The sequence below is a fragment of the Synechococcus sp. JA-2-3B'a(2-13) genome (assembly GCF_000013225.1).
Classification (GTDB): domain Bacteria; phylum Cyanobacteriota; class Cyanobacteriia; order Thermostichales; family Thermostichaceae; genus Thermostichus.
In genome coordinates, this window is the sequence record NC_007776.1 from 1839857 (window position 1) to 1860397 (window position 20541).

Consider the following 20541-nt stretch of genomic DNA (forward strand, 5'->3'; position numbering starts at 1 on the left):
TCTATAAATTATTCTCTCTATCCTAACATAAGATCAACACGACCTAGCCCTCAGAGGGAAGTGAATCGGGATCCCTGCCTGCGCGGGCATCTTCGCTACTTTTGCCATAGCGCTGCTGCCGCCACCACACCAACAGGGGGCTGGCGATAAAAATGCTGGAATACACCCCCAAAGTAAAGCCAATGAGCAGGGCAATGGCAAACCCCTTCAAGGTAGCTCCCCCGAAAATGGCGATGGCAACTAGGGGCAGCATCGTCGTCAGAGTGGTGTTCAGGGAGCGGGCAAAGGTCTGGTTCAGAGATAGGTTTACCACCTCGGCCAGGCTGACCTTGCGGCTCACCAGACGCAGATTCTCGCGGATGCGGTCGTAGATGACCACGGTGTCGTTGACGGAAAAGCCGATGATGGTCAGCAGCGCCACCACAAACAGGCTGTCCGCCTCCATACCCACCGTCAGGCCCAAAAGGGCAAATAGCCCTATCGTCAACACTACATCGTGCAGCAGCGCCACAATGGCAAACACCGCGTAATCCCACTGGAAGCGCAGGGCCAGGTACAGCACGATGAGCCCGAAAGAGATGAGCACGGCCACGATGCCGGAACGCAGGAGCAGACGACCCACCGTCGGGCCCACTGTCTCCACCAGGTTGCGCTGGAAGGGGGCAACCTCCTGCCGCAGGGTGGCTTCCACGGCCAAGCGCTCCGTCTCCGACAAAGGGGGCATGCGGATCAGGGCTTCCTGGCCCGTCTGGGTGTCCAGTTGAATGATGCTGCTCCCCAGGTTGTGTTCCTGCAGCGCCCGCCGCAGCTCCTCGGTGGTGACAGGCCGCTCAAAGCTCAGATCCAGCAAAGTGCCGCCGGAAAAATCCAACCCCAGCCGCAGGGGGGTTCCCAGAGAAGCTAGGGAAAAGGCCATGCTGACCAGCCCCACCAGCAGCACCGCCAAGGACAAGCTGAACCACAGCTTGCTCCGTCCAACAATGTCGAAGCGATAGTCGAGCAACCGAGAGGCGGGATCTACGGGGGATAGCTCTTGAGCCGTCATGATTGAGCTGTCTCCATCCGAACGCCGTAAAACTCAGGTTTGCGCAAGCTGGGGATCCCCATTGCCGCCAAGAGCAGGCTACGGGTGCAGGTGATGGCCGTAAAGAAGCTCACCAGAATGCCAATGCCCAGGGTTACCGCAAACCCTTTCACCAGTCCCATCCCCAGCCAGAAAAGCACGCCACAGACCAAAAGGGTAGTCACATTGCTGTCCAGGATGCTGCTGAAGGCGCGGTTAAACCCTTCCGAAATGGACTTGTAGATGGATTTGCCGGCCCGCAACTCTTCTTTGATGCGCTCGAAGATCAGCACATTGGCATCCACCGCCATGCCGATGCTGAGGATAAAGCCGGCGATCCCCGGCAGAGTCATGGTTACCCCCAGCAGTTGGAAGAGAGCAAAGGTACAGAGGGCGTAGATAAGCAGAGCAATGTCCGCAATCAGCCCTGGCAGGCGATAGTAGGCCACCATAAAGAGGAAAACCAGCACCAGGCCCCCGATCCCGGCATAGAGGCTGCGGCGCACGCTCACTTCCCCCAAAGTGGCCCCGACAGTGCGATTTTCAATCACCTGAATGGGAACCGGCAGCGCTCCTGCCCTGAGCTTGACCGCCAAGTCAGTGGCGGTTTCCACCGTAAAATTGCCCGTGATCACCGCCGTCCCGCCGGTGATGCCGGTGCGGGCAAACTCCGGCCCCACGATCGGGGCACTGATCAACACGTCGTCCAGAAAAATGCCCAATGGACGTTCTGTTCCGGCCAGATCTCGGGTGAGCTGAGTAAATTTTTCTGCCCCCTCCGGCTTGAACTCCAGCAGCACCTCCCAACTCTGGGATCCGCGGCGGGGGGCTTGGGGATAGGCATTGCGCAGCAGATCCCCGGTGAGGCCGACCCGCTCAAACAGAGTATCCGGATCCTCCCCCGCTGTTATCTCTCCCCGCTCGTTGCGGGGCAGCGCGCCGACGGGAACCAAGCCCTTGCGAAACTCCAGTTGGGCTGTATCTCCAAGGAGAGCAATGGCCCGATCCGGATCCGCCACCCCCGGCAACTGCACGAACAGGCGGTCTTGGCCGCTGATCTGCACCAGAGGCTCAGCCACCCCCAACCCGTTGATCCGCTGCTGGATGACGGCCTCTACCCCCTGCATCACTTCGGGGGTGATTTCAGGCACCTCCTCGGTGGGCACAGCTTGTAGCGTGAGCTGGGTTCCTCCCTTGAGGTCAAGGCCAAGGCGAACCTCCCGGCTGAAGCCCAAGTAAACGAGGGCAACCACCACGGCCAAGATGAAGATCAGCCCTCGCAAAAAGGAGAGCCGACTGAGCCACGACGCTGAGGATCTAGCCATACTGCTGAGAAGGTGAGGAACACGGTCGCACTCGATCTGAGGCTCTTAGGATTTTGGCACTTTGTAAACTACCCGACCCTACACCGCCTTAGCAGTGTAGCGCGGGCTTTCAGTAGCCCTGAGCCTGTTATGCTCTACCAGAGAACAAAACAAGCCCGAACCTCTAGGCTGGTTTACAGCAGCCCCCAAAAGCGCAATCACATTCGCACCATTCAAATCCGCATCCCCTTTCCATCCACAGTGTCCACACTTAAACTTCTTTCCACTGCGGTAGGATTGCGCAGGGTCGGGATGAATGTGCAAACACCGGTGGCAGGTCTGCGACGTGTAGGCAGGCGGAACAAGAATCAGAGCAACCCCCGCACGCAGAGCCTTGTACTCCAAAAATTGACGGAGTTGATAAAACGCCCAACTGTTGGCCCTGCGCCGTTCGGCTTTGCTGCGTGGCTGTTGATTGACCCTTTCCCGAATCCCTGTCAAGTCTTCCAGAGCAATAGCGCTGTTTGTCGCCTTTGCCCTAGAGACAATAGCTTTGGAGATGCGATGATTGACCCACGTTTTTGCTACGCAACGCTGACGCGACTGAAAGCGTCTTTCCTTGCCAGACAGCCGTTGCAACAGTTCTCTGCATCTGCGCCGCGAACTGCGGGTGCCCTTACTGGCTTTGCGTTGGAGTACCGCCCTCAACCGCGAGTGATGGTCTCGGACTTTGTTCAACTGCTGTCCATTCCAGTTATCTCCTTCCGATGTATGAGCAATATCCGTCCTTCCCAAATCCACGCCCAGCACTCTATCCGTGCCTTGCAGTGGGCACGGTTCCGTTTCCACACAGATTTGAATGGAGTAGGAACCGTCTTTGCGCTTGACCAGAGTGGCCGATTTGGGATTGGAGCCTGCCAACTGTTCTCTCTGGTAACGGCCAATCGCCAGCTCAAAGCGCTCTCGACCCCCAACGGTGTTCAGCGACACCGTCCAGTCTTTCTCGCGAAACGAAAAGATACGGGCATCGTAGGTCGCAAAGCCTCTCTTGAACGCTTTGACCGGACGGTTTTTCTGTCGGGCAACTTTACGGGCACCGGCCAGCCATCTGCAGACCTGCTGAGCCAAGTTACTGGACAAGCCGAACCGGGCCCGGATTTGGCGGTAGCACAGAGATTGAAGTTTAACGGCGTTAACTACCTTCTCTGGTGTGTTTTGGTTGACCCAGTTCAACGCCTGCACAAAGGCATCCAAGGTCGCATCCAACTTTGCGGCTTGCGACTGGGACACCTTGAGCTTGCAGGAGACGGTCAGGACTTGGGTCATGGTTCTATCGTAACTTCCGCATTCCTCCCGACCCTCGTCCTACGGACAGAGGGCGGGGCTCCTGCGCTAGTAAGCTGAACTTTCTGATCCTATCGCAGACGGGATCCCAGCGGAAAACAGCAGAGCCCGTGGCGCTGCCCCGACAAAATGGCCCTTGGGATCCACCGCCAAGGCAACCCCCAGCTTGATGAAGATAGGCACCGGATTATCGCTTTGGGCAGAGCGGATGAGGTTCCAAGCTGTCGGTGTTGCAGTTGAAAAGATCGCTCTGTGGCTAAAGACTGCCCCCGCTGGTTTCGCCGGCCCTAGGTTAGGCTATTGCCATCTCGGGAGAGCAGGAAACACCGCTGCTCTGCCCCGAAGTCGGCGAGTTGAGTCAAGGAAGGTTGAGGTGAAGGGGAGACTGACCTGCCATTTCCCTGTGCTGCTATTGGCCCTGCCTCTGTGGGGATCCCCGACCTGGGCCGGAGAGTATTTCACCGAGGAAGTCACCAGCCCCAGCCTGGAGATCATTCACGGCTGGCGGCAGGAGGTGTACGGCATTGGGGTTACCATCACCAACACCAGCCTCGGCTCCTTTCGGGTGCCCTTGGAAATTGATATGGAGGATCGGACTAGCTGTGAGCGGGCCGACTTAGTGCTGACCAACAATCGCATCATGCCGATGGGATCCTTCCAAGATTGCATTCTCAACATCTTTCCCTACCTGGATAAGTTCATCAACCAAGAAGTCGCCAGCATCCGAGTCACCCTAAAAGGGCCAGCTCCCCTCCTGGAAATTCCGGTAGAGGAGTCGGATCGACTGATCTTGGCCCAGGTGGCCAACCAATCGCGGGAAGCCTTTGTTTTCTTTCAGCAGGAGTTGGCCCGTGTTTTGGAGCTGCTGAGGCAGTCGGATCCCAAGCAAAGCGAGACGGCCCCACAGCCTGGCACCCCAGTTCCGACCGCCACCCCAGCCGAGTCTGCCGCTAGCCCAGGAGATTTTGTAATCGTGGGATCCATTCGGGAAGAACGAGTGGGGGCCGGTAGCCGCCTAAGCGTGGAAGCGATCAACCGCAGCACCCGCACGGTTCTCAACGCCCGTGCTCGTTTCACCTTCTATCGGGGAGAAGAAGTTGTCGATACGCGAGTGGCAGCATTTGAGCCCAGCGACGTGCCCCCCGGACAAAGGGCCTCCGCCAGTGTGCTGAAAACCGAGGCCAATTGGGATCGCGTCACGGTGACCTTCCAGTGGCAGTAGGGTTGTCTCAGGGGGCTAAAGCGTTGCCGCGAATCAGGCTGCCCAGGGTTTTGACCGTGATCTTGAACTGCACCCAAGGGCTCATGGGCACTACCGTCTTGTAGAGGTAGCTGTCAAAGGTCATCCTCTGCACGTCCCGGTCGGCGCACATCTCCACAAAGGCTTCGCGGGTGGCATTGGAACGGTAGAACACCCGCTGCAGGATGTCCAAGACCTTGTAGGTCAGGCCGTATTGGCGATCCCAGCGCTTGAGATACAGTTTTAGATCCTCCTCTGTGGGAATGCGCTTGCCGCCGTTGGAGGTCTCGACGATGGTCTCGGCGCACATGCGGCCTGACTTGGCGGCAAAATAGATCCCTTCGCCGCTGGATTTGGTTACGTATCCCGCCGCATCTCCCACCAAAGCAGCACGGCCCACCACGCGGCGCGGGCGGGGATGCTCTGGGATCGGATGGGCTTCCACCTTGATCACCTGGCCTCCTCGAATCCGCTCGGCAGCACGGGCGCGGATCCCAGCTTGCAACTTTTGGATGTGGGCTTGGTTTGCCCTCATGGTGCCGGTGCCCACGGCTACATGGTTGGACTTGGGAAACACCCAGGCATAAAAGTCTGGAGAAACATCGTCCCCCACATACATTTCTGCCCGCTCTGCGTAGTAGGCCATTTTGTCGTCCGGGAGCCGGATGCGCTCCTGAAAGGCCAGCGCATAGTTGTAGTCGCCAGCACCAATGGCTTCTGCCACCTTGGAGTGGAACCCATCCGCCCCGATCACCACATCCACAGCCAAAGAACGCGGCACCCCTTGCCTCGATCCGTCAGAGAAATCGTTGTAGTGCAGGATGTAGGGATCCCGGCCATTCTGGGGGATTTCCAGATGCATTACCTTGCCGTTGATCAGCTCCGCCCCTTTTTGGTGGGCACGATTGCGCAAGAAGGCATCCAAGATCTCGCGGCGACACATGCCGATGTACTCGTTTTCTTTTTCGAGGGCGATATCCACCTCATAGTTGGAAGGGGAGATCATCTTCATCTTGCGCACTTTGCGGTCGATGATCCCCTCGGGGAGGTCGAACTCGGAGACCATACAGAGGGGAATGGCGCCCCCGCAGGGCTTGGCGTTGTCGAGCTTCCGCTCAAACAAAAAGGTCTCGATTCCAGCTTGGGCCAGAACTTCGGCAGCAGAGGCTCCGGCTGGGCCGCCCCCCACAACAGCAACTCTCAGACTCAAGGTGCTCTCCTCGATGCAAATGCGACTGGCTCATCAGACAGCAGGCATCCTACCACAGCTCCTCAGAAGCATTGCGGACCTTGACGAAGTGTTGCAGAGTGGAGGGCTCGCGCTCGCTGTGTTTCTACAAAAGGCCCCGCCGCATTTGATCCCAGAGGTTGAGATAGGACTCGGCTTCGGCTGAGCTCAGGGGGCGCCAGATCTCCGAGCGTTGCCAAGTGGAGATTTGCAAGTCGGCTCTGCGTTGCAGGCGTGGGGCAAGTTGAGCCAAATCCAGCGGCAAAACCGAAGGGATCCCGCTCAGATTGACCAAGCGGGGGGCAAATTCAGGATTCAAGACAAAATCAAGCCAGTCAGCCAACAGGGATCCGGAATCTGTCTGGGTTGATTCTGTGTGGGCATTGTCTTCGTGGGCATGGTCTTCGACGTGGGGTCGCACCCAGACATCCCACCAGATGGCGGATCCGGAGGCCGGGATCACCACTGCCAGCTCAGGGTAGTTGGCTTGGGTGGCGTAGAGATCCTGCGACCAGCCCACGGCCACCCAGCTATCGGCCAAGCGCAAGATGGGCAGGTAGTCGGAAGAGGTGTAAGTTAAAACCTGGCGGTGCAGGGATCCCAGCTCTTGCCGTAATTCCACATCCTCAGGGTTGAGGGGATCGTTGTAGGAGCGGCCCATTTTCTTTAGGGTTAGCCCAATCACCTCCCGCGGATGATCCGGCAGAGTCAGTTTGCCGGCCAGCTCAGGCCGCCACAGATCCGCCCAGTCCCGGATGGGCTCCCTCACCCGATCCCGGCGGTAGGCAATGGCCGTTACCCCCCAGCGCCAGGGCACACCCCAAATCTGCCCCTCCCGGAGTGCCGCAGCTTGCCAACGGGGATCCAGATTCTGCCATCGTTCTCCCAACAGGCTTGCCGGCAGAGGAGCCAGCCAACCGGCAGCTATGGCCCGATCCAAAGCGTCGGCCCCCAACAAACTCAAAGCCGCCACCGGCAGCCGCCGCCGGAACCATCCCCCCGGATCCCACCAGGCTGCATCAGCCGGCTGGACGCTTTGCTGCAGATAGGCCAACAACTGATCCCGCTCATCCAACAGTTGCAGCCGAAAGCGGGCCTGGGTGCGGCGGCGAAACTCGTTGAGCAAACTGGCGGGGATCCCTTGCTTGAGCGCCACGACAAGAGGCAGGTGTGCATCCGGCCCCCCACATCCTGCCGCCATTAGCCCCAGCAGGATCCCCTGTAGAAGCTCACGTCGGCTCAGCCGTATCTCGCCCACGACAGTACCGCTCCACCAGAATGAGAGCCACCAGATCATCGTAAGCCTTGGCGGGCACCCGCATCCCCTTGGGCAACAGCCGCTCCCATCCCTGCGGTGGGTGAAAATCCCAGTAGCGCTGACGGGCCTCTTGGGAGCTGTGCCGCTCATCCACCAGGACAATCTGCTGCGGGGGGAGAATGGATTCCAGTTGAGACTTCCAGGCTTGGGCCGTCGTCTGATTGCCCAGGATCACTTGCTCCGCCTGAAACTGTTGCCGGAGCGTTTGTAGTCTAGACAGCGCTGCCGCGGAAGGGACCACCTCCCGGTGTAAAACCTTCAGCTCCGTTTGCGTAAACACCTGCACCACAGCAATGCCGCATTTGTCGCGCCCTGGGTCGAAACCGATCAGCACTCGTTCGCTCTTCAGCCTTGCCGAATGGAGTGAATCCGTCATCCCTCAGGACGCCCCGCCTGCTGAGCCCCAGAAGAGCCGGGTTGACCAGAAGCTTCCGCCATCAGAAAACTCACCCGCAACGGTCCTGCCGTGTAGATGTCGGTGTCGGCAACTAGCTTCACATCCAGAGGGGTGGTGCTCTGGCGGAGATGCTGCACAACCTCCAGAAACTTGACCTGGGAGAACTCCCCCACAGTGCCGGTGATGGGATCGGAGAGAAGCCCCTCCTCTTGCGAGCGCTGATTGGCCTGGTTCAGCAGCCCCAGCAGTTGCTGTTGGATCTGATTTTCGCTCAAACCCGGTTGAATCACCCCGTGGGCCAGCACGGATCCCTTGGCGAAAATCCGCTGGTTGGGGTAAATCTGCACGAGCACAGGCACAGGCTCCCCCTTGAGCCGGTTGGTAACAGAGAGAATGCGCACCGCCCAGCTACCGGGCTCTTGCAACTTCTCCAAGGCTTGATCGGCATCCTCGCGGCGGATCAAGATCGCGTTTTCCAGAGGGGGCATGGGCTGGGATCCAAGGGCAAGGGCCCGCTGTTCCGCCTGGGCCAAAAGGTGCTCAAACTGCCGCCGGATCGCCTCTGGTTTTGCCCCTCTTGGAGCCTCCACAACTCCTGTTGCCAAAACTTCCCCCGCCAAGATGGCCAGTTCCCCCCGCCGCAGCCGCACCGCCAATTGGTTGAGCTGCTCGATCTCCTGCTCAAGCTGGTTTTTCTGGTTCTCCAGTTGGGTTAAGGCCGCCTGCACCACATCCAGGGAGCGCTCCAGCTGATCCCGATCCAGTTGCAGGGCTTGTTTTTGCGACTCCAGGGTGGCGATCACCTGGCGGGCCGACTCCACCTCTGCCTTCACTGCCTCCAACTCGGCATGGGCTCGATCCAAACTGGGCTGCACCTTGGCCAGTTGCTCGTTGGCTGCCGCCAGCTTGGCCTCCGCCTCCTGCCGCTCCTGCAGCGCCACTGCCAGCTGATCGCGCACTTCGCTCAGGCGGGTTTGGGCTGCCGACTGCTGGCTGCGAAATTGGTCGAGATCCATCTTGAGGTGGTCTCGCTCAACCCTGAGAGCGGCATTTTCCGCTTCCAAGAGGGCTTTTTGGCGGTTGAGGGCCCGCAGCTCTTGCTCCGCCTGGGCAATTTGGTTGGTGTAGCTGAACAGGGCCTCCGACAGAGAGCGGTTGAGGAGCAGCAGTGTGCCCAAAGTCAGGGCGGAGATGCTCACGCCGGTCACCACGGCCACCAGAATGGCGGTATGGCGGGGGCGCAGGTTAAACCAGGTAAGGCGCTTTTTGCCAATGCGGTAGCCCACCCGATCCCCAACAACGGCAATCAGGCCACTGACAACCAACATGTAGAGGATCAGCAGTACGCCTTGCATATTCGCGGATCCCTGCCATGGAAATCTTAGCAAGGTTGCCCTGAGGATTTTGCAAGTTGCTGGGAGATAGATTTCGGCGCTGTTTTGTAGGGATTTTTGGGGGTTCTAATCCGCGTAGAGGAGCCGCTCCACCGCCGCCACAATATCTGCAGGTTGCACGATGGTGGCCGCCTCCAGCGTGCCGTTGTAGGGGGTGGGAATGTCCTGCGAAGCCAAACGTATCACCGGCGCATCCAGCTCATCGAACAGTTCTTCCATGATGCGAGCTGTCAGTTCCGCCCCAATGCCACCCGATTTCATGTCTTCCTCAACAATGATCACCCGATGGGTTTTGCGCACCGAAGCGGCAATGGTTCCCATATCTAAAGGTTTCAGCGAGATTAAATCGATCACCTCAGGGTCGATCTCCTGCTGCACCAAAGTGTCCACGGCCTTGAGCACGTGGTAGCGCATGCGGGAGTAGGTGAGCAGGGTAACATCGGAGCCGGATCGGACGATTTCGGCTTTGTCCAGAGGCAAAAGGTATTCCTCTTCTGGCAGATCTTCTTTCAAGTTGTACAGGAGCACATGCTCGAAAAAGAGAACGGGGTTGTCGTCGCGGATGGCGGACTTGAGCAAGCCCTTGGCATTATAGGGAGTTGAACAGGCCACGATCTTAAGCCCGGGCACCGCTTGGAAGTAGGCCTCTAGCCGCTGCGAGTGTTCTGCTCCCAACTGACGACCCACCCCGCCCGGCCCGCGGATGACCATCGGGATCTTGAAATTGCCCCCGGAAGTGTAGCGCAGCATACCGGCATTGTTGGCAATTTGGTTGAAGGCCAGCAGCAGAAAGCCCATGTTCATCCCTTCCACCACCGGGCGCAAGCCGGTCATGGCTGCCCCGATGGCCAGGCCGGTGAAGCTGTTCTCGCAAATGGGGGTATCCAGCAGGCGCATCTCCCCGTACTTGCGATACAGGTCTTTGGTGACTTTGTAGGAGCCGCCGTAATGGCCGACATCTTCTCCCAAAACAAATACGTTGGGATCCCGGGCCATTTCTTCGTCGAGGGCAGCACGCAAGGCGTTGTAAAGGAATGTCTCGGCCATAGAGGTTCAATATCGCTAAACCCTCATTAAACCATTTTGCCGGCATGGATCCCCTTGCAGCTGACTTGATAGGCTGAGCTCAGAATTCTTGCTCAAAGGGATGGCGACCTTCCCCACAGCTTTCCTCAGCACTCTCTTTCCCCTGGAACATGGGGATCGTCCGTCTTCTCAAGAAAAGACACCATGAGCATTCCACGGCCCAAACTGGCCCTGACCTTGGGGGATCCCGCGGGAATTGGGCCGGAAATTGTGCTCAAGGCGCTGGCGGATCCTGAGGTGCAGTCTTGCGCCCACATCACGGTTGTAGGGGATCGGCAGGTTCTAGAAGCCACCTATCGCCTGCTGAGAGATCGGTCGCCGGCTCCATTGGCCCATCCGGCAGGGATCCCGATGCTGGAATGCGACACAGGCTTTCGGTTACAGCCTGGCTGTATTGGTCAAGGGGATGCCGACAGTGGTGCGGTTAGTTTTGCTTACCTGAGAACGGCGGTCGAACGGACGTTGCAGGGGGAGTTTCAGGGGATCGTGACAGCGCCCATCGCCAAGTATCTCTGGCATCGAGCCGGCCATCGGTTCCCTGGTCAAACAGAAGTTTTGGCCCAGCTGAGTCGGTCTGAGCACTACGGGATGATGTTTGTTGCCCGTTCCCCCCACAGCGGTTGGCAGATGCGGGTTTTGCTGGCCACCACCCATATTCCCCTCGGCCAGGTGCCCACCGTGCTGACCCCAGAGCGGGTGCGGACAGCGCTGGATTTGCTGGTGGGATCCCTGCGCCACACCTTTGGGATCCCGGATCCTGTGATTGCAGTAGCCGGCCTGAATCCCCATGCCGGCGAACAGGGGCAACTGGGATCGGAGGAAAAAGAATGGCTGACCGAGCTGCTGCGCACCTATGCCCACGCCCAAATTTGGGGGCCGCTTCCCCCCGACACCATGTGGCTGGCTCCCGCGCAAGCCTGGCATGGCCAGGGATCTCCAGCCGTGGCAGATGCCTACTTGGCTCTCTATCATGATCAAGGTTTGATCCCGGTGAAGATGCTGGCTTTTGACCGGGCAGTCAACCTGACAACTGGGTTGCCTTTTGTTCGCACCTCTCCCGATCATGGCACCGCCTTCGACATTGCCGGCCAAGGGGTGGCCCGATGCGAGAGCCTCAAGCAGGCGATCCTGCTGGCGGCAGAACTGCTGGGCAAAAACCCCTCCTGAGGGAAACCATGCCTGTGCCCGGCCATCTGAAGCTGTCTCCCGCCTCTGGGGGGTGATTTGATGGGAGTTGCTGGCATCACCTCAACCGGAATGCTTTACCGTCGCTTTGGGCGCACCCAACAGCTGGTCTCGGTTTTTTCTCTGGGCAGCATGCGCTTGGTCAATGTGCCCAGGGATCAAGCTCAGGCAACCGTTGAGGCAGCCCTAGCCGCAGGGATCAACCACATCGAAACGGCTCAGGCTTATGGCCATGCCGAGGTGCTCTTGGGCGAGATTTTGCAAACCCTGCCCTTTTCACGCCATCGGTTGATTCTGACCAGCAAACTCACTCCCACAGATGGGTTGCGAGAGCGGCTTCAGGGATCCCTGCGCCGTCTGCGGGTGGATTACTTGGATCAATTTGCCTTTCATGGCATCAACCTGCCGGAACACCTGGAGTGGGTGCTGCAGAAAGGGCTGCCGATTCTCCAGCAGCTCCAGCAGGAAGGCTGGGTGCGCCACATTGGGTTTTCCACCCATGGATCCCTGGAGTTAATTTTGCAGGCCATCCAGACAGGATGCTTTGACTTTGTTAATTTGCACCATCACTTTTTCCAACAGCGCAATGCACCGGCCCTAGAAGCGGCTGCCCAGCAAGATATGGGCGTGTTCATCATTTCTCCTGCCGATAAAGGGGGAATGCTCTATCGCCCGCCCCAACACCTGCAGGAGTGCTGTGCACCTTTCAGCCCCTTGGAGTTTGCCTATCGTTTTTTGCTGGCGGATCCCCGTGTTCACACCCTCAGCCTGGGCATCACTCATCCTGAGGAGCTACAGGTGGCCTTGTCGGCTTTACAGGATCCCGACCGTTGGTGGGTGGATGGCCCTCAGATTCAGGAGCGGTTGCGCCAAGCCGAGCAGGAACGCTTGGGATCCAGCCGCTGCACCCAGTGCTACGCCTGCCTGCCCTGCCCAGAAGGGATCCACATTCCCGAAGTGCTGCGTTTGCGCAACTTGGCCATTGCCCACGAGATGACGGAGTTTGCCCAGTACCGCTACAACATGTTCGGCCAAGCTGGGCATTGGTTTCCGGGGTCACTTGCCGACCGCTGTACCGAATGCGGTGACTGCTTACCCCGCTGCCCAGAACATCTGCCTATCCCGGAGTTGCTGGCCGAAGCCCACCAGTTGCTGCATCGCTCTCCAATCCGGCGGCTCTGGGAATGACCATTCCCCCTATCCTGTTTGGCAGAGCTCTACTTCGTTTATGATCGGTTGCAGTTTGTCAAGAGACTCACAAGGCGAGGCATCGGAGTGAATAGTCAGAGCCAAGACCGCTTAGACCGGGTGGAACAACTGCTGGCTTGGACGGCTGAACAGACTGCTGCCAACAGCCGAGAAATCCGGGAGCTCTGCCAATCCATCCAGGAGCTGCGTCAGTCCATCCAAGAAAGCCGCGCCCAGTCTGCCGAGGAGAACGCCGCCCGTCTGCGGGAAATCGAGGAGCTGCGTCAGTCCATCCAAGAAAGCCGCGCCCAGTCTGCCGAGGAGAACGCCGCCCGTCTGCGGGAAATCGAGGAGCTGCGTCAGTCCATCCAAGAAAGCCGCGCCCAGTCTGCCGAGGAGAACGCCGCCCGTCTGCGGGAAATCGAGGAGCTGCGTCAGTCCATCCAAGAAAGCCGCGCCCAGTCTGCCGAGGAGAACGCCGCCCGTCTGCGGGAAATCGAGGAGCTGCGTCAGTCCATCCAAGAAAGCCGCACCCAGTCTGCCGAGGAGAACGCCGCCCGTCTGCGGGAAATCGAGGAGCTGCGTCAGTCCATCCAAGAAAGCCGCGCCGAATTTGCCGAACAAGCTGCTGCCCAAGCTCAAGGCCTGCGAGAGCTACAGCAAGTTGTCAGCGAGACCCGCTCTGACTTAGCTCACCTTGCCGAGTGGGCAGAGGAAGTGACTCAAGCTCTGGTTACCCTCACCGCTCTACAACGAGAGCACGAACGCGCCATCCAGGCCATCAACCAACGGCAGGCGGAAACGGATCAGAGGTTCAACGTTCTCCTTGAAGAAGTGCGCTACCTGATTCGCCGGCAAGGCTCTGACGGAAATCCTCCCCCCTCGTTGCCCTGAGCACTGGGATCCCTTTAAGAACTGCAAGGACAGCCCTAATCTTCATCCACTTCCCACTCCAACAGGTGTGCATAGGGAGCCACTAAGTGGGGAGCATAAAAGGCAACGGCTCGAAGGGCATGCCAGTCTTCCAAGCAGCCAAAGACGGTCGGATACTCATTGCGCTCCAACCGCTCTGCAATTGCCGCCACATCAGCTTCAGTAAACTGGCGGGGATCCATCCCCTTGGTAGGGGCCTCCACTTTGGACTTGGATCGGGCAGACATAGGCAGCCTGAACACGCTACAAGCCGATCTTAGCCTCTTCTTTTCGCTGGCCAAAAACTTGAATACTCCCTGTCCCAAAGGGAGAAAATTCTTAATTACTGGTATTTCTTAGCAACACTGCGTGAACAGCTTTAAGACAGTCGTGTGGTTTTTTGGGCAGTTGAGTCTTCTCGCCACTGTATTTGCTGTAGCACAAAAGCCGCCCTACTGGTTGAGTTCCGCGTAGGGGTAGAACGGGGCTTCAGACCCAACTTTTGGGTAAGCCAACCCCTGTTCTCCCGAAACTCTGAAAAGGGATCCCCATTCCCCCAGTTTCGTGGCAAGGTGAGGACAGATACCGCATCGGAGGCTGCTATGGAGAGCAAGATCCCCGCCCGCGATGTCCAAGTTGCCCTTATCGGCCCGTCCACGTTGGTTCTCCGCTCCCGCACCTGGGATCGCCTGAAGTTTGAGCTGGAATACGCTCGGCAACGGGGCACCACTGCCAATAGCTACCTCATCCAGGCCCGCCAAACCCTTCTCATCGATCCTCCGGGGGAATCGTTCACCAGCATCTTTTTAGAAGAGCTGGCCCAACACCAGTACCTACAGCGGTTGGACTTTATTTTGCTCAGCCACGTCAACTTTAACCGCATTGCCACTCTCAAGGCCCTATTGCCTCTGGCTCCCTATGCGATGGTGCTCTGCTCCAAACCGGGATCCATTACGCTACGGGCTGCCTTTGAAGAGATGGATCCCTTGCCCCGCAGTCGCGACGAAGAGGAAGCCGCCGATCTGGGCATTTTCTACAATGGCCACCAGTCCTTCCGTTTGCGGGTCATCCGGGATGGGGATCGCCTGGATCTGGGGGAAGGGCATGAGTTGCACTTTCGCACCGTGCCCACACCCCGCCACCCCGATGCCCTCTGTACCTACGATCCGGCTACCGGGATCCTCTACACCGATAAGTTGTTCGGCGCCCATGTGTGCGATGAGCAGGTGTTTGACGAGCATTGGCGGCAGCTCAGCGAAGACCGTCGCTACTACTTCGACTGCTTGCACCGCAACCAATTGCCCCAGGTGAAGGCAGCCCTGGCCAAGTTGGAAGAATTTCCCGCCCAAATCTATGCCCCTGCCCACGGCCCCTTGGTGCGCCACAGCCTGCGGCGCTTGCGGCTGGACTACCACACTTGGTGCGAGGAGGATCCCGGCGAGCAGCGGGTAGCTCTTCTGTACACTTCTGCTTACGGGAATACAGGTTTGATGGCCATGGCCATAGCCCAAGGGTTGGAGCGGGCCGGCGTTAAGGTGGAGCGGATCAACTGCGAATGGGCCACCCCGGAGGAGATCGCCCAAGCTCTGGAGCGCTGCCAAGGGTTTGTTATCGGATCCCCGACCTTGGCCGGCCATCCTCCTGTGCAGATCCAAACCGCCCTTGGCATCATCCTTTCTTCGGTTCCCACCACCCGGTTAGCCGGGGTTTTCGGCTCCTACGGCTGGAGCGGAGAAGCGGTGGATCTCATCGAGAGTAAGTTGCTCAATGCCGGCTTTTCCTTGGGGTTTGAGACGATCCGCGCCAAGTTTAAGCCCACCCCTGAAATCCTAGAAGCCTGTCAAGAGGCGGGATCCCAGTTTGCTCAGGCCCTGCGCAAAGCCAAACGAGCCCGCGCCCCTCGCCAAACCAGCAGCGAAACTCAGGCGGATCGGGTTGGGCAAGCCCTGAGCCGGGTGGTGGGATCCCTGTGCGTAGTTACCGCCCTGCAAGGAGAGACCCGCCGCGGCTTCCTCACCTGGTCGGTGGCCCAGGCTAGCTTCAATCCACCAGGGCTAACCCTGTCGGTGAACAAGGAACAAGAAGCCGAATTGCTGACCTATCCCCAGGCACCCTTTGTGCTCAACATCTTGCGGGAAGGCAAAGGTAGCAACTTGCAGCGGCACTTTCAGCGGCCCCAGCGCCCTGGAGAAGATCGCTTTGCCGGCTTGGCCACGGCCACTGCTGAGAATGGCTGCCCCATTTTGTTGGATGCCTTAGCTTACCTGGAGTGCCGTGTGAAAACTTGGATGGACTGCGGGGATCGCTACCTGGTCTATGCCGAGGTGGAACGGGGCAAGGTGCTGGATCCCACGGGGGTTACGGCCATGCGGCGGGGGTAGTGTATTGGAGAACAAAGATTTGTTGTGGAGTCAATGCTAACTGGATCCCATCGATCACCTTAAGCTGACGATCTCCTCGGCAAATTTCTGGCTCTTGTTGAGGGGCAAATATCAAAACAGAGTAATCGTCTAAATCCACCATCCACCCTAATTTGCTGCCGTGCTTTAGGCAATGCAGGATATTATCGATTACACGGCTTACCCTTTGACCCGGCGAAAGAATTTCGATAATCCAGTCGGGTGCTGCGGTGAAGTCATCCTCTGGCTCGCCTGTTTCACTTAGGCGAATTCGATCCCACGCAATTACGGCAATATCGGGAACAATGGAACGACCGGCAAAAGTGCATCGCAATTCGGGTAGGGCAGTATAGCTGGTGGTGCTGCCGTCAACCTCAGCCACGAGGCGTTTTTGCAAAATGGAATGGCGGACTTTGGGCAGCGGTTTTTGAATGGCAACTCCATCCACGTACTCCCATGCCGGAGACTCTTCTATGTGAGGCAACTTGAGGAAGTCTTCAAGAGTGAGAGCCAAATCTAGGCGAGTTGTCATAGGTTTAGGCAAAGCCCCCCCGGATCCCTGCCAGTAATGTATCCCAAAGCGAGGGGAAGAAGTGGAATTAAAATTGCGGCAATTCGGGTAGATGTAGCGTAAAAGTCGTCCAACCGGCAGAGCTGTTGACCTCAATGGATCCCCTCAGTTGATCCACCATTTGTTTCACCAAAGCCAAGCCCAGACCGGTGCCCCCTTCTTTCCAAGGATCATGGCTGGGGATCCGGTAAAAACGATCGAAAATGCGGGTGAGTTCCTCAGCCGGGATCTCTTGGCTATTCCTGACTTGGATGCGAGTTCGGTTGGCCTCAACCCTGACTTCTAGGCGGATGGATCCCTGGCCGGGGGTGTATTTCACCGCGTTGTGTAGCAGCTCCCGCAGGATACGCCCCAAAAGGAGAGGATCTGTGGTGATGCTGCTCTCCAGAGGCACGTTGGCTTGAAAGGTTTGCCCCTTAGTACGGGCGCGTTCGCCAATAGCCAACAGCAAATCCCCCAACAAGGCTTCCCAGGTCAGCGTTTGCAGATTCAAAGCATAGGCTCCTGCCTTTAGCCGCTGCAAATCCAACAGGTCATTGATCAGCTCGATCTCCCGCTGGCATTCTCGCTCTGCAATGGCTAAGTATTGAGCTCGTTTCTCCCCAGTGGGAGCCATCTGCAACATTTTCAGGGCCATTTTCATGCTGGCTAGAGGAGTGCGCAGCTCGTGGCTGACAGTGCTGATGAAATCGTCTTTCAAGCGGTTGAGGCGCTCTAGGGCTTGCACCTGCTCTTGGGCAGCTCGGAATAGGCGCGCCTGCCTTAGGCCGATAGCACATTGATTGGCCACTTGAGCTACGAGATTCATTTCCTGCTCATCAAAACTTTCCTCGCTGCTGCGAAAAACCCACAGATCCCCCAAGACTTGCTCCCCATCCCGCAGAGGGCAGACCAAGACTGATCCTTGGCGGGGGGCGTCAGGAAGTAAACAATGGTCAGGAAGTAAACAAAATATGCAGGGCTCTCCTCGCAACAACTGGGCGTAGAGATCTGGATATTGGGCAAAGGGAATACAAGTATGCAAGGCCGACCCCAAGCGAGGACAATACTCGTAGCTGATGGCGGAAAGGGTGAGATCGGCGTTGTAAAGGCCAATATCGCAGCCATCTGCATTTAGGTTTTCTCCCAGCTCGCGCAGAGCGGTGTTGAGAATTTCAGCTTCATCCAGAGAGTCGCGCACCCGGTCAGTGATGCGTTTCAGCAGGGCCTCAAATTGCAGGGATCGCTGCAACTCAGAGGTGCGTTGCCGAACCTTTTCTTCCAAGGTTTGATTGAGGGCTTGCAGTTGTTCATATAACTGGGCCTGTTGCAACGCGATGGCTAATTGATCGCTCAGCTCTTGTAAAAGCCGGATTTCCCACCCCTGCCAAGGGCGGCTGGATTGGCAGTGCTGTGCCACCAGAAGGCCCCAGAGATCCTCTCCCCGCCGAATCGGGATCACCAAGTTGGCTTGGGCTTGGAAAGACTCCAGCAACTCCCGATAGCAAGGATCCAAATCGGCTATTGCTACATCCCCCACTGCCTGGACAAAGCCCTCTTGGTACTTGCGATAGCACGGATCCCTTTGGAAACACTCATCCCACACGTAGCGGCCCAAGTGGCTGGGCCAGGGATCCGCCACCGACTCAGCAGCTACAAACCCCCCTACACCTTCCTGCAACTGATAGATCATCACCCGATCTACCTGGAGAAACTCTCGCACTTCCGCAACCGTTGTTTCCAAGAGGGTTTGCAAGTCCAAAGCTTGGCGGATCCGCCGCAATAAGGCCCCCAACAGTCGCTCCCGCTCTGCCTCTTGCCGAAGCACTTCTTGAGCTTCTTTGAGGGGGGTGATGTCCACAACAACACCGCAAACGGCATAGGGATCCCCTTGCTGATCCCGCAGGGCAAACTTGGTGACCCACTGGGTCAATCTCTTGCCATCGCGGAAAAAGGTTCGCTCGTAGCTGACAGGATGCGGAGATTGCAGGACTTTTTGATCCTGATCTCGAAATTCTAGAGCCTCTTCTGATGCGAACAGCTCACTATCCAACTTTCCAAAGAGCTCTTCTGCCTTGCAGCCTCTCTGTTTTAGATAAGTCTTGTTTACATGAAGATAGCGCCCTTCCAGATCTTTGAGAAAGATAGAAAAAGGGATCCCATCCAGAATAGCCCTAAGCCGAGCTTCACTTTCTTGTAGAGCCAGCTCTGCTTCTTTCTGCTCCGTAATATCTTCGGTAATGCCTGCGATGTGAACGACTTCCTGCTGCTCGTTCAAGACAGGGTAACAAGAGGTACGCAACCAGCGCAGCCTGCCATCTGGGTGGAAAATCCGATAGGTAACTGACATTTTGCCTTGGGTGGCAAGAGACAGGGTTTCCATCACTCTTGGCAGGTCCTCTGGGTGGATCCTTTCCTTCCACAGATCCGGCTGGCGATAAAGCTCCTCTGGTGTATATCCGAAAATCTGTTCACAACGAGGACTTTTGTAAAGAGCGCGGCTAAAGTCTGCCGACTGTAGGAAGAAAGTCACCGGTACAGCCTCTGCAATTTCCCGGAAGCGGGCTTCGCTCTCTCGCAAAGCCAGTTCCACCTGCTTTTGTTGGGTGATATCGCGGGTACTGGCAACCATCCCCTGAACCAAAGGATCATCCAAGAGATTGGTGCAGAGGCTCTCCAGCCACACCCAATGGCCGTCGGCATGTTGCATCCGATAGACAAAGCAGAGAGTCTGGCCGGGCTGGGACAGGAGTTGCTCGCAGGCAGACGCGATGGCCTCGCGGTCTTCGGGATGAACCAGCTCCAGGGGTTGAGGCTCTCCTGGCTGGGGGGTAAGACCTAGAATCTTCTCCGCCACCGGGGGATTAAGGCAATACAGCCGGCCCTGGGCATCAACCCGGTGCAAGATGTCGTGGCTGTTGTTGATAAAGGCGCGAAAGCGTTCTTGTTGATCTGTTAGCTCTCGTTGCAGGCGCTTTTGTTCGGTGATATCTAGGACAATGCCGAGAAGTCCCAAACCTTTAGACTGATCCTGAAGCTTTACGGCCAGGCGATAAGTATAGCGCTCCTGACCTTGAATCATTTCCTTACCTTCGAATTGGCAAAACCCTTGCCGCTCTACGTCGGATAGAACTTGAGAGGTGTACTCCGGCCAGTGGGGATATTCTCGAGCCACCTCCTCCAGAGAAGTACCCAGCAGATCGCCAAACCAGGCGCGGTCAGTGGCATTTTGCAAAATCAGCACTCCCTGGGGATCCCTGGCCCACACCGCCAATGGCAGGGCATCCAACAAGGTGCGCAGTTGGGCCTCCCGCAGCCGCAGGTTTTCTTCCAACTGTTTCTTCTCGGTAATGTCTCGGCCCACGCCGCGAATGAACTGCAAGCGGCCCCGCCGGTCAAAAATGCCTTGGTTGATCCACTCGAACCACCGCACCTGCCCCGCTGCATCCGCCACTCTGCTAATCCGGGTAAAGGTGGGCTGCTGAGGGGTGAGCTGGGCTATCTTTTGCTGCGCCTGCTCTTGCTCTTCTGCCGGCAGCACGTCGATCCAGCGCCTGCCCCGCCAATCCCCCAAGATTTTCTGGCAAGCTTCGTTACATTCCACCACCGTCGTATCTGCACGCGCCAGCATGATGACATCGGGAAAACCCACCTGATCCCGCTGCAGCCAGCGCTTTTGCCAGTACATCACCACGGCCAGTGAGGATCCCCAAAGGAGCAGCCAAAGCCATCCGGGCAGAGTGTTCCGGTTGAGTAAGGTAAGCAGGTTGACCAGATCCCAGGAGGCGCTCATGAAGGTTGTCGATTAAGTTAAGTTTAGAAAGAGTCAAGGAGTACGCTGCTTTTCGGTAGCATTTCTAACCCAGGATCAAGCACTGTGACAACAATTCCCCATCTCCCCGAAAACTCCCCGAAAAGGAGAGCAAAGTTTGA

The 20541-nt window shown here is 57.7% G+C and carries 16 protein-coding genes; 5 read left to right on the top strand and 11 right to left on the bottom strand.

Annotated features, from left to right (window positions below; all coding sequences use genetic code 11):
• Positions 1-43: 43 nt before the first annotated feature.
• From secF to CYB_RS08375, 3 genes are all read right to left on the bottom strand, one after another.
• On the bottom strand, positions 44-1045 hold the full coding sequence (gene secF, locus CYB_RS08365) for a protein translocase subunit SecF (RefSeq protein ID WP_011433356.1): 1002 nt from the start codon (positions 1043-1045) through the stop codon (positions 44-46).
• The gene (secD, locus tag CYB_RS08370) at positions 1042-2388 is read right to left on the bottom strand and encodes a protein translocase subunit SecD (RefSeq protein WP_011433357.1); all 1347 of its coding nucleotides are present in this window, start codon (positions 2386-2388) and stop codon (positions 1042-1044) included. The genes secF and secD overlap by 4 nt, the downstream gene beginning before the upstream one ends.
• Positions 2389-2466: 78 nt before the next feature.
• Positions 2467-3693, bottom strand: a complete 1227-nt coding sequence (locus CYB_RS08375; protein ID WP_011433358.1) for an RNA-guided endonuclease InsQ/TnpB family protein — start codon at positions 3691-3693, stop codon at positions 2467-2469.
• Positions 3694-4084: 391 nt separating this feature from the next.
• On the opposite strand from CYB_RS08375, the gene CYB_RS08380 reads away from it, so the two are divergent.
• Positions 4085-4933 carry a hypothetical protein gene (locus CYB_RS08380; protein WP_041436575.1) on the top strand — a complete coding sequence of 283 codons (849 nt, stop codon included), beginning with the start codon at positions 4085-4087 and terminating at the stop codon, positions 4931-4933.
• A 7-nt stretch (positions 4934-4940) separates the two neighbouring features.
• On the opposite strand, the gene chlP is transcribed toward CYB_RS08380, so the two are convergent.
• From chlP to CYB_RS08405, 5 genes are all read right to left on the bottom strand, one after another.
• Positions 4941-6161, bottom strand: a complete 1221-nt coding sequence (gene chlP / locus CYB_RS08385; protein ID WP_011433360.1) for a geranylgeranyl reductase — start codon at positions 6159-6161, stop codon at positions 4941-4943.
• A gap of 124 nt (positions 6162-6285) precedes the next feature.
• The gene (locus CYB_RS08390; RefSeq protein ID WP_011433361.1) at positions 6286-7437 is read right to left on the bottom strand and encodes an extracellular solute-binding protein; all 1152 of its coding nucleotides are present in this window, start codon (positions 7435-7437) and stop codon (positions 6286-6288) included.
• Positions 7409-7873 carry a Holliday junction resolvase RuvX gene (gene ruvX, locus CYB_RS08395; protein ID WP_011433362.1) on the bottom strand — a complete coding sequence of 155 codons (465 nt, stop codon included), beginning with the start codon at positions 7871-7873 and terminating at the stop codon, positions 7409-7411. The genes CYB_RS08390 and ruvX overlap by 29 nt, the downstream gene beginning before the upstream one ends.
• Positions 7870-9249, bottom strand: coding sequence for a DUF3084 domain-containing protein (locus CYB_RS08400; protein ID WP_011433363.1), 1380 nt, complete (start codon positions 9247-9249; stop codon positions 7870-7872). Before CYB_RS08400 ends, ruvX begins: the two co-directional genes overlap by 4 nt.
• A gap of 105 nt (positions 9250-9354) precedes the next feature.
• The gene (locus CYB_RS08405; RefSeq protein WP_011433364.1) at positions 9355-10335 is read right to left on the bottom strand and encodes an alpha-ketoacid dehydrogenase subunit beta; all 981 of its coding nucleotides are present in this window, start codon (positions 10333-10335) and stop codon (positions 9355-9357) included.
• 183 nt (positions 10336-10518) lie between these two features.
• Between CYB_RS08405 and pdxA the strand changes: the two genes are divergently transcribed.
• The 3 genes from pdxA to CYB_RS08420 all read left to right on the top strand — a co-directional run bounded on the left by pdxA (position 10519) and on the right by CYB_RS08420 (position 13641).
• Positions 10519-11541, top strand: coding sequence for a 4-hydroxythreonine-4-phosphate dehydrogenase PdxA (gene pdxA / locus CYB_RS08410; protein WP_011433365.1), 1023 nt, complete (start codon positions 10519-10521; stop codon positions 11539-11541).
• 90 nt (positions 11542-11631) lie between these two features.
• The gene (locus tag CYB_RS08415; RefSeq protein WP_011433366.1) at positions 11632-12747 is read left to right on the top strand and encodes an aldo/keto reductase; all 1116 of its coding nucleotides are present in this window, start codon (positions 11632-11634) and stop codon (positions 12745-12747) included.
• A gap of 87 nt (positions 12748-12834) precedes the next feature.
• Positions 12835-13641, top strand: a complete 807-nt coding sequence (locus CYB_RS08420) for a hypothetical protein (protein ID WP_011433367.1) — start codon at positions 12835-12837, stop codon at positions 13639-13641.
• A 35-nt stretch (positions 13642-13676) separates the two neighbouring features.
• Here CYB_RS08420 and CYB_RS08425 read toward each other — a convergent pair whose 3' ends face one another.
• Complete coding sequence (locus tag CYB_RS08425) at positions 13677-13907, bottom strand: DUF2555 domain-containing protein (protein WP_011433368.1); 231 nt, start codon at positions 13905-13907, stop codon at positions 13677-13679.
• A gap of 354 nt (positions 13908-14261) precedes the next feature.
• Between CYB_RS08425 and CYB_RS08430 the strand changes: the two genes are divergently transcribed.
• Positions 14262-16040 carry a diflavin flavoprotein gene (locus CYB_RS08430; RefSeq protein WP_011433370.1) on the top strand — a complete coding sequence of 593 codons (1779 nt, stop codon included), beginning with the start codon at positions 14262-14264 and terminating at the stop codon, positions 16038-16040.
• Here CYB_RS08430 and CYB_RS08435 read toward each other — a convergent pair.
• Positions 16018-16590 carry a Uma2 family endonuclease gene (locus tag CYB_RS08435; RefSeq protein WP_011433371.1) on the bottom strand — a complete coding sequence of 191 codons (573 nt, stop codon included), beginning with the start codon at positions 16588-16590 and terminating at the stop codon, positions 16018-16020. The two genes, CYB_RS08430 and CYB_RS08435, sit on opposite strands and share 23 nt — an antisense overlap.
• Before the next feature lie 67 nt (positions 16591-16657).
• The gene (locus CYB_RS14110; RefSeq protein ID WP_011433372.1) at positions 16658-20401 is read right to left on the bottom strand and encodes a PAS domain S-box protein; all 3744 of its coding nucleotides are present in this window, start codon (positions 20399-20401) and stop codon (positions 16658-16660) included.
• Positions 20402-20541: the final 140 nt, after the last annotated feature.

Excerpts from the sequence above, each read along its gene's own strand:
- CYB_RS08400 (WP_011433363.1), bottom strand. The coding sequence starts at position 9,249 with ATGCAAGGCGTACTGCTGATCCTCTACATGTTGGTTGTCAGTGGCCTG.
- secD (WP_011433357.1), bottom strand. The coding sequence starts at position 2,388 with ATGGCTAGATCCTCAGCGTCGTGGCTCAGTCGGCTCTCCTTTTTGCGA.
- CYB_RS08415 (WP_011433366.1), top strand. The coding sequence starts at position 11,632 with ATGCTTTACCGTCGCTTTGGGCGCACCCAACAGCTGGTCTCGGTTTTT.
- CYB_RS08405 (WP_011433364.1), bottom strand. The coding sequence starts at position 10,335 with ATGGCCGAGACATTCCTTTACAACGCCTTGCGTGCTGCCCTCGACGAA.
- pdxA (WP_011433365.1), top strand. The coding sequence starts at position 10,519 with ATGAGCATTCCACGGCCCAAACTGGCCCTGACCTTGGGGGATCCCGCG.
- secF (WP_011433356.1), bottom strand. The coding sequence starts at position 1,045 with ATGACGGCTCAAGAGCTATCCCCCGTAGATCCCGCCTCTCGGTTGCTC.
- CYB_RS14110 (WP_011433372.1), bottom strand. The coding sequence starts at position 20,401 with ATGAGCGCCTCCTGGGATCTGGTCAACCTGCTTACCTTACTCAACCGG.
- CYB_RS08375 (WP_011433358.1), bottom strand. The coding sequence starts at position 3,693 with ATGACCCAAGTCCTGACCGTCTCCTGCAAGCTCAAGGTGTCCCAGTCG.
- CYB_RS08430 (WP_011433370.1), top strand. The coding sequence starts at position 14,262 with ATGGAGAGCAAGATCCCCGCCCGCGATGTCCAAGTTGCCCTTATCGGC.
- ruvX (WP_011433362.1), bottom strand. The coding sequence starts at position 7,873 with ATGACGGATTCACTCCATTCGGCAAGGCTGAAGAGCGAACGAGTGCTG.
- CYB_RS08425 (WP_011433368.1), bottom strand. The coding sequence starts at position 13,907 with ATGTCTGCCCGATCCAAGTCCAAAGTGGAGGCCCCTACCAAGGGGATG.
- CYB_RS08435 (WP_011433371.1), bottom strand. The coding sequence starts at position 16,590 with ATGACAACTCGCCTAGATTTGGCTCTCACTCTTGAAGACTTCCTCAAG.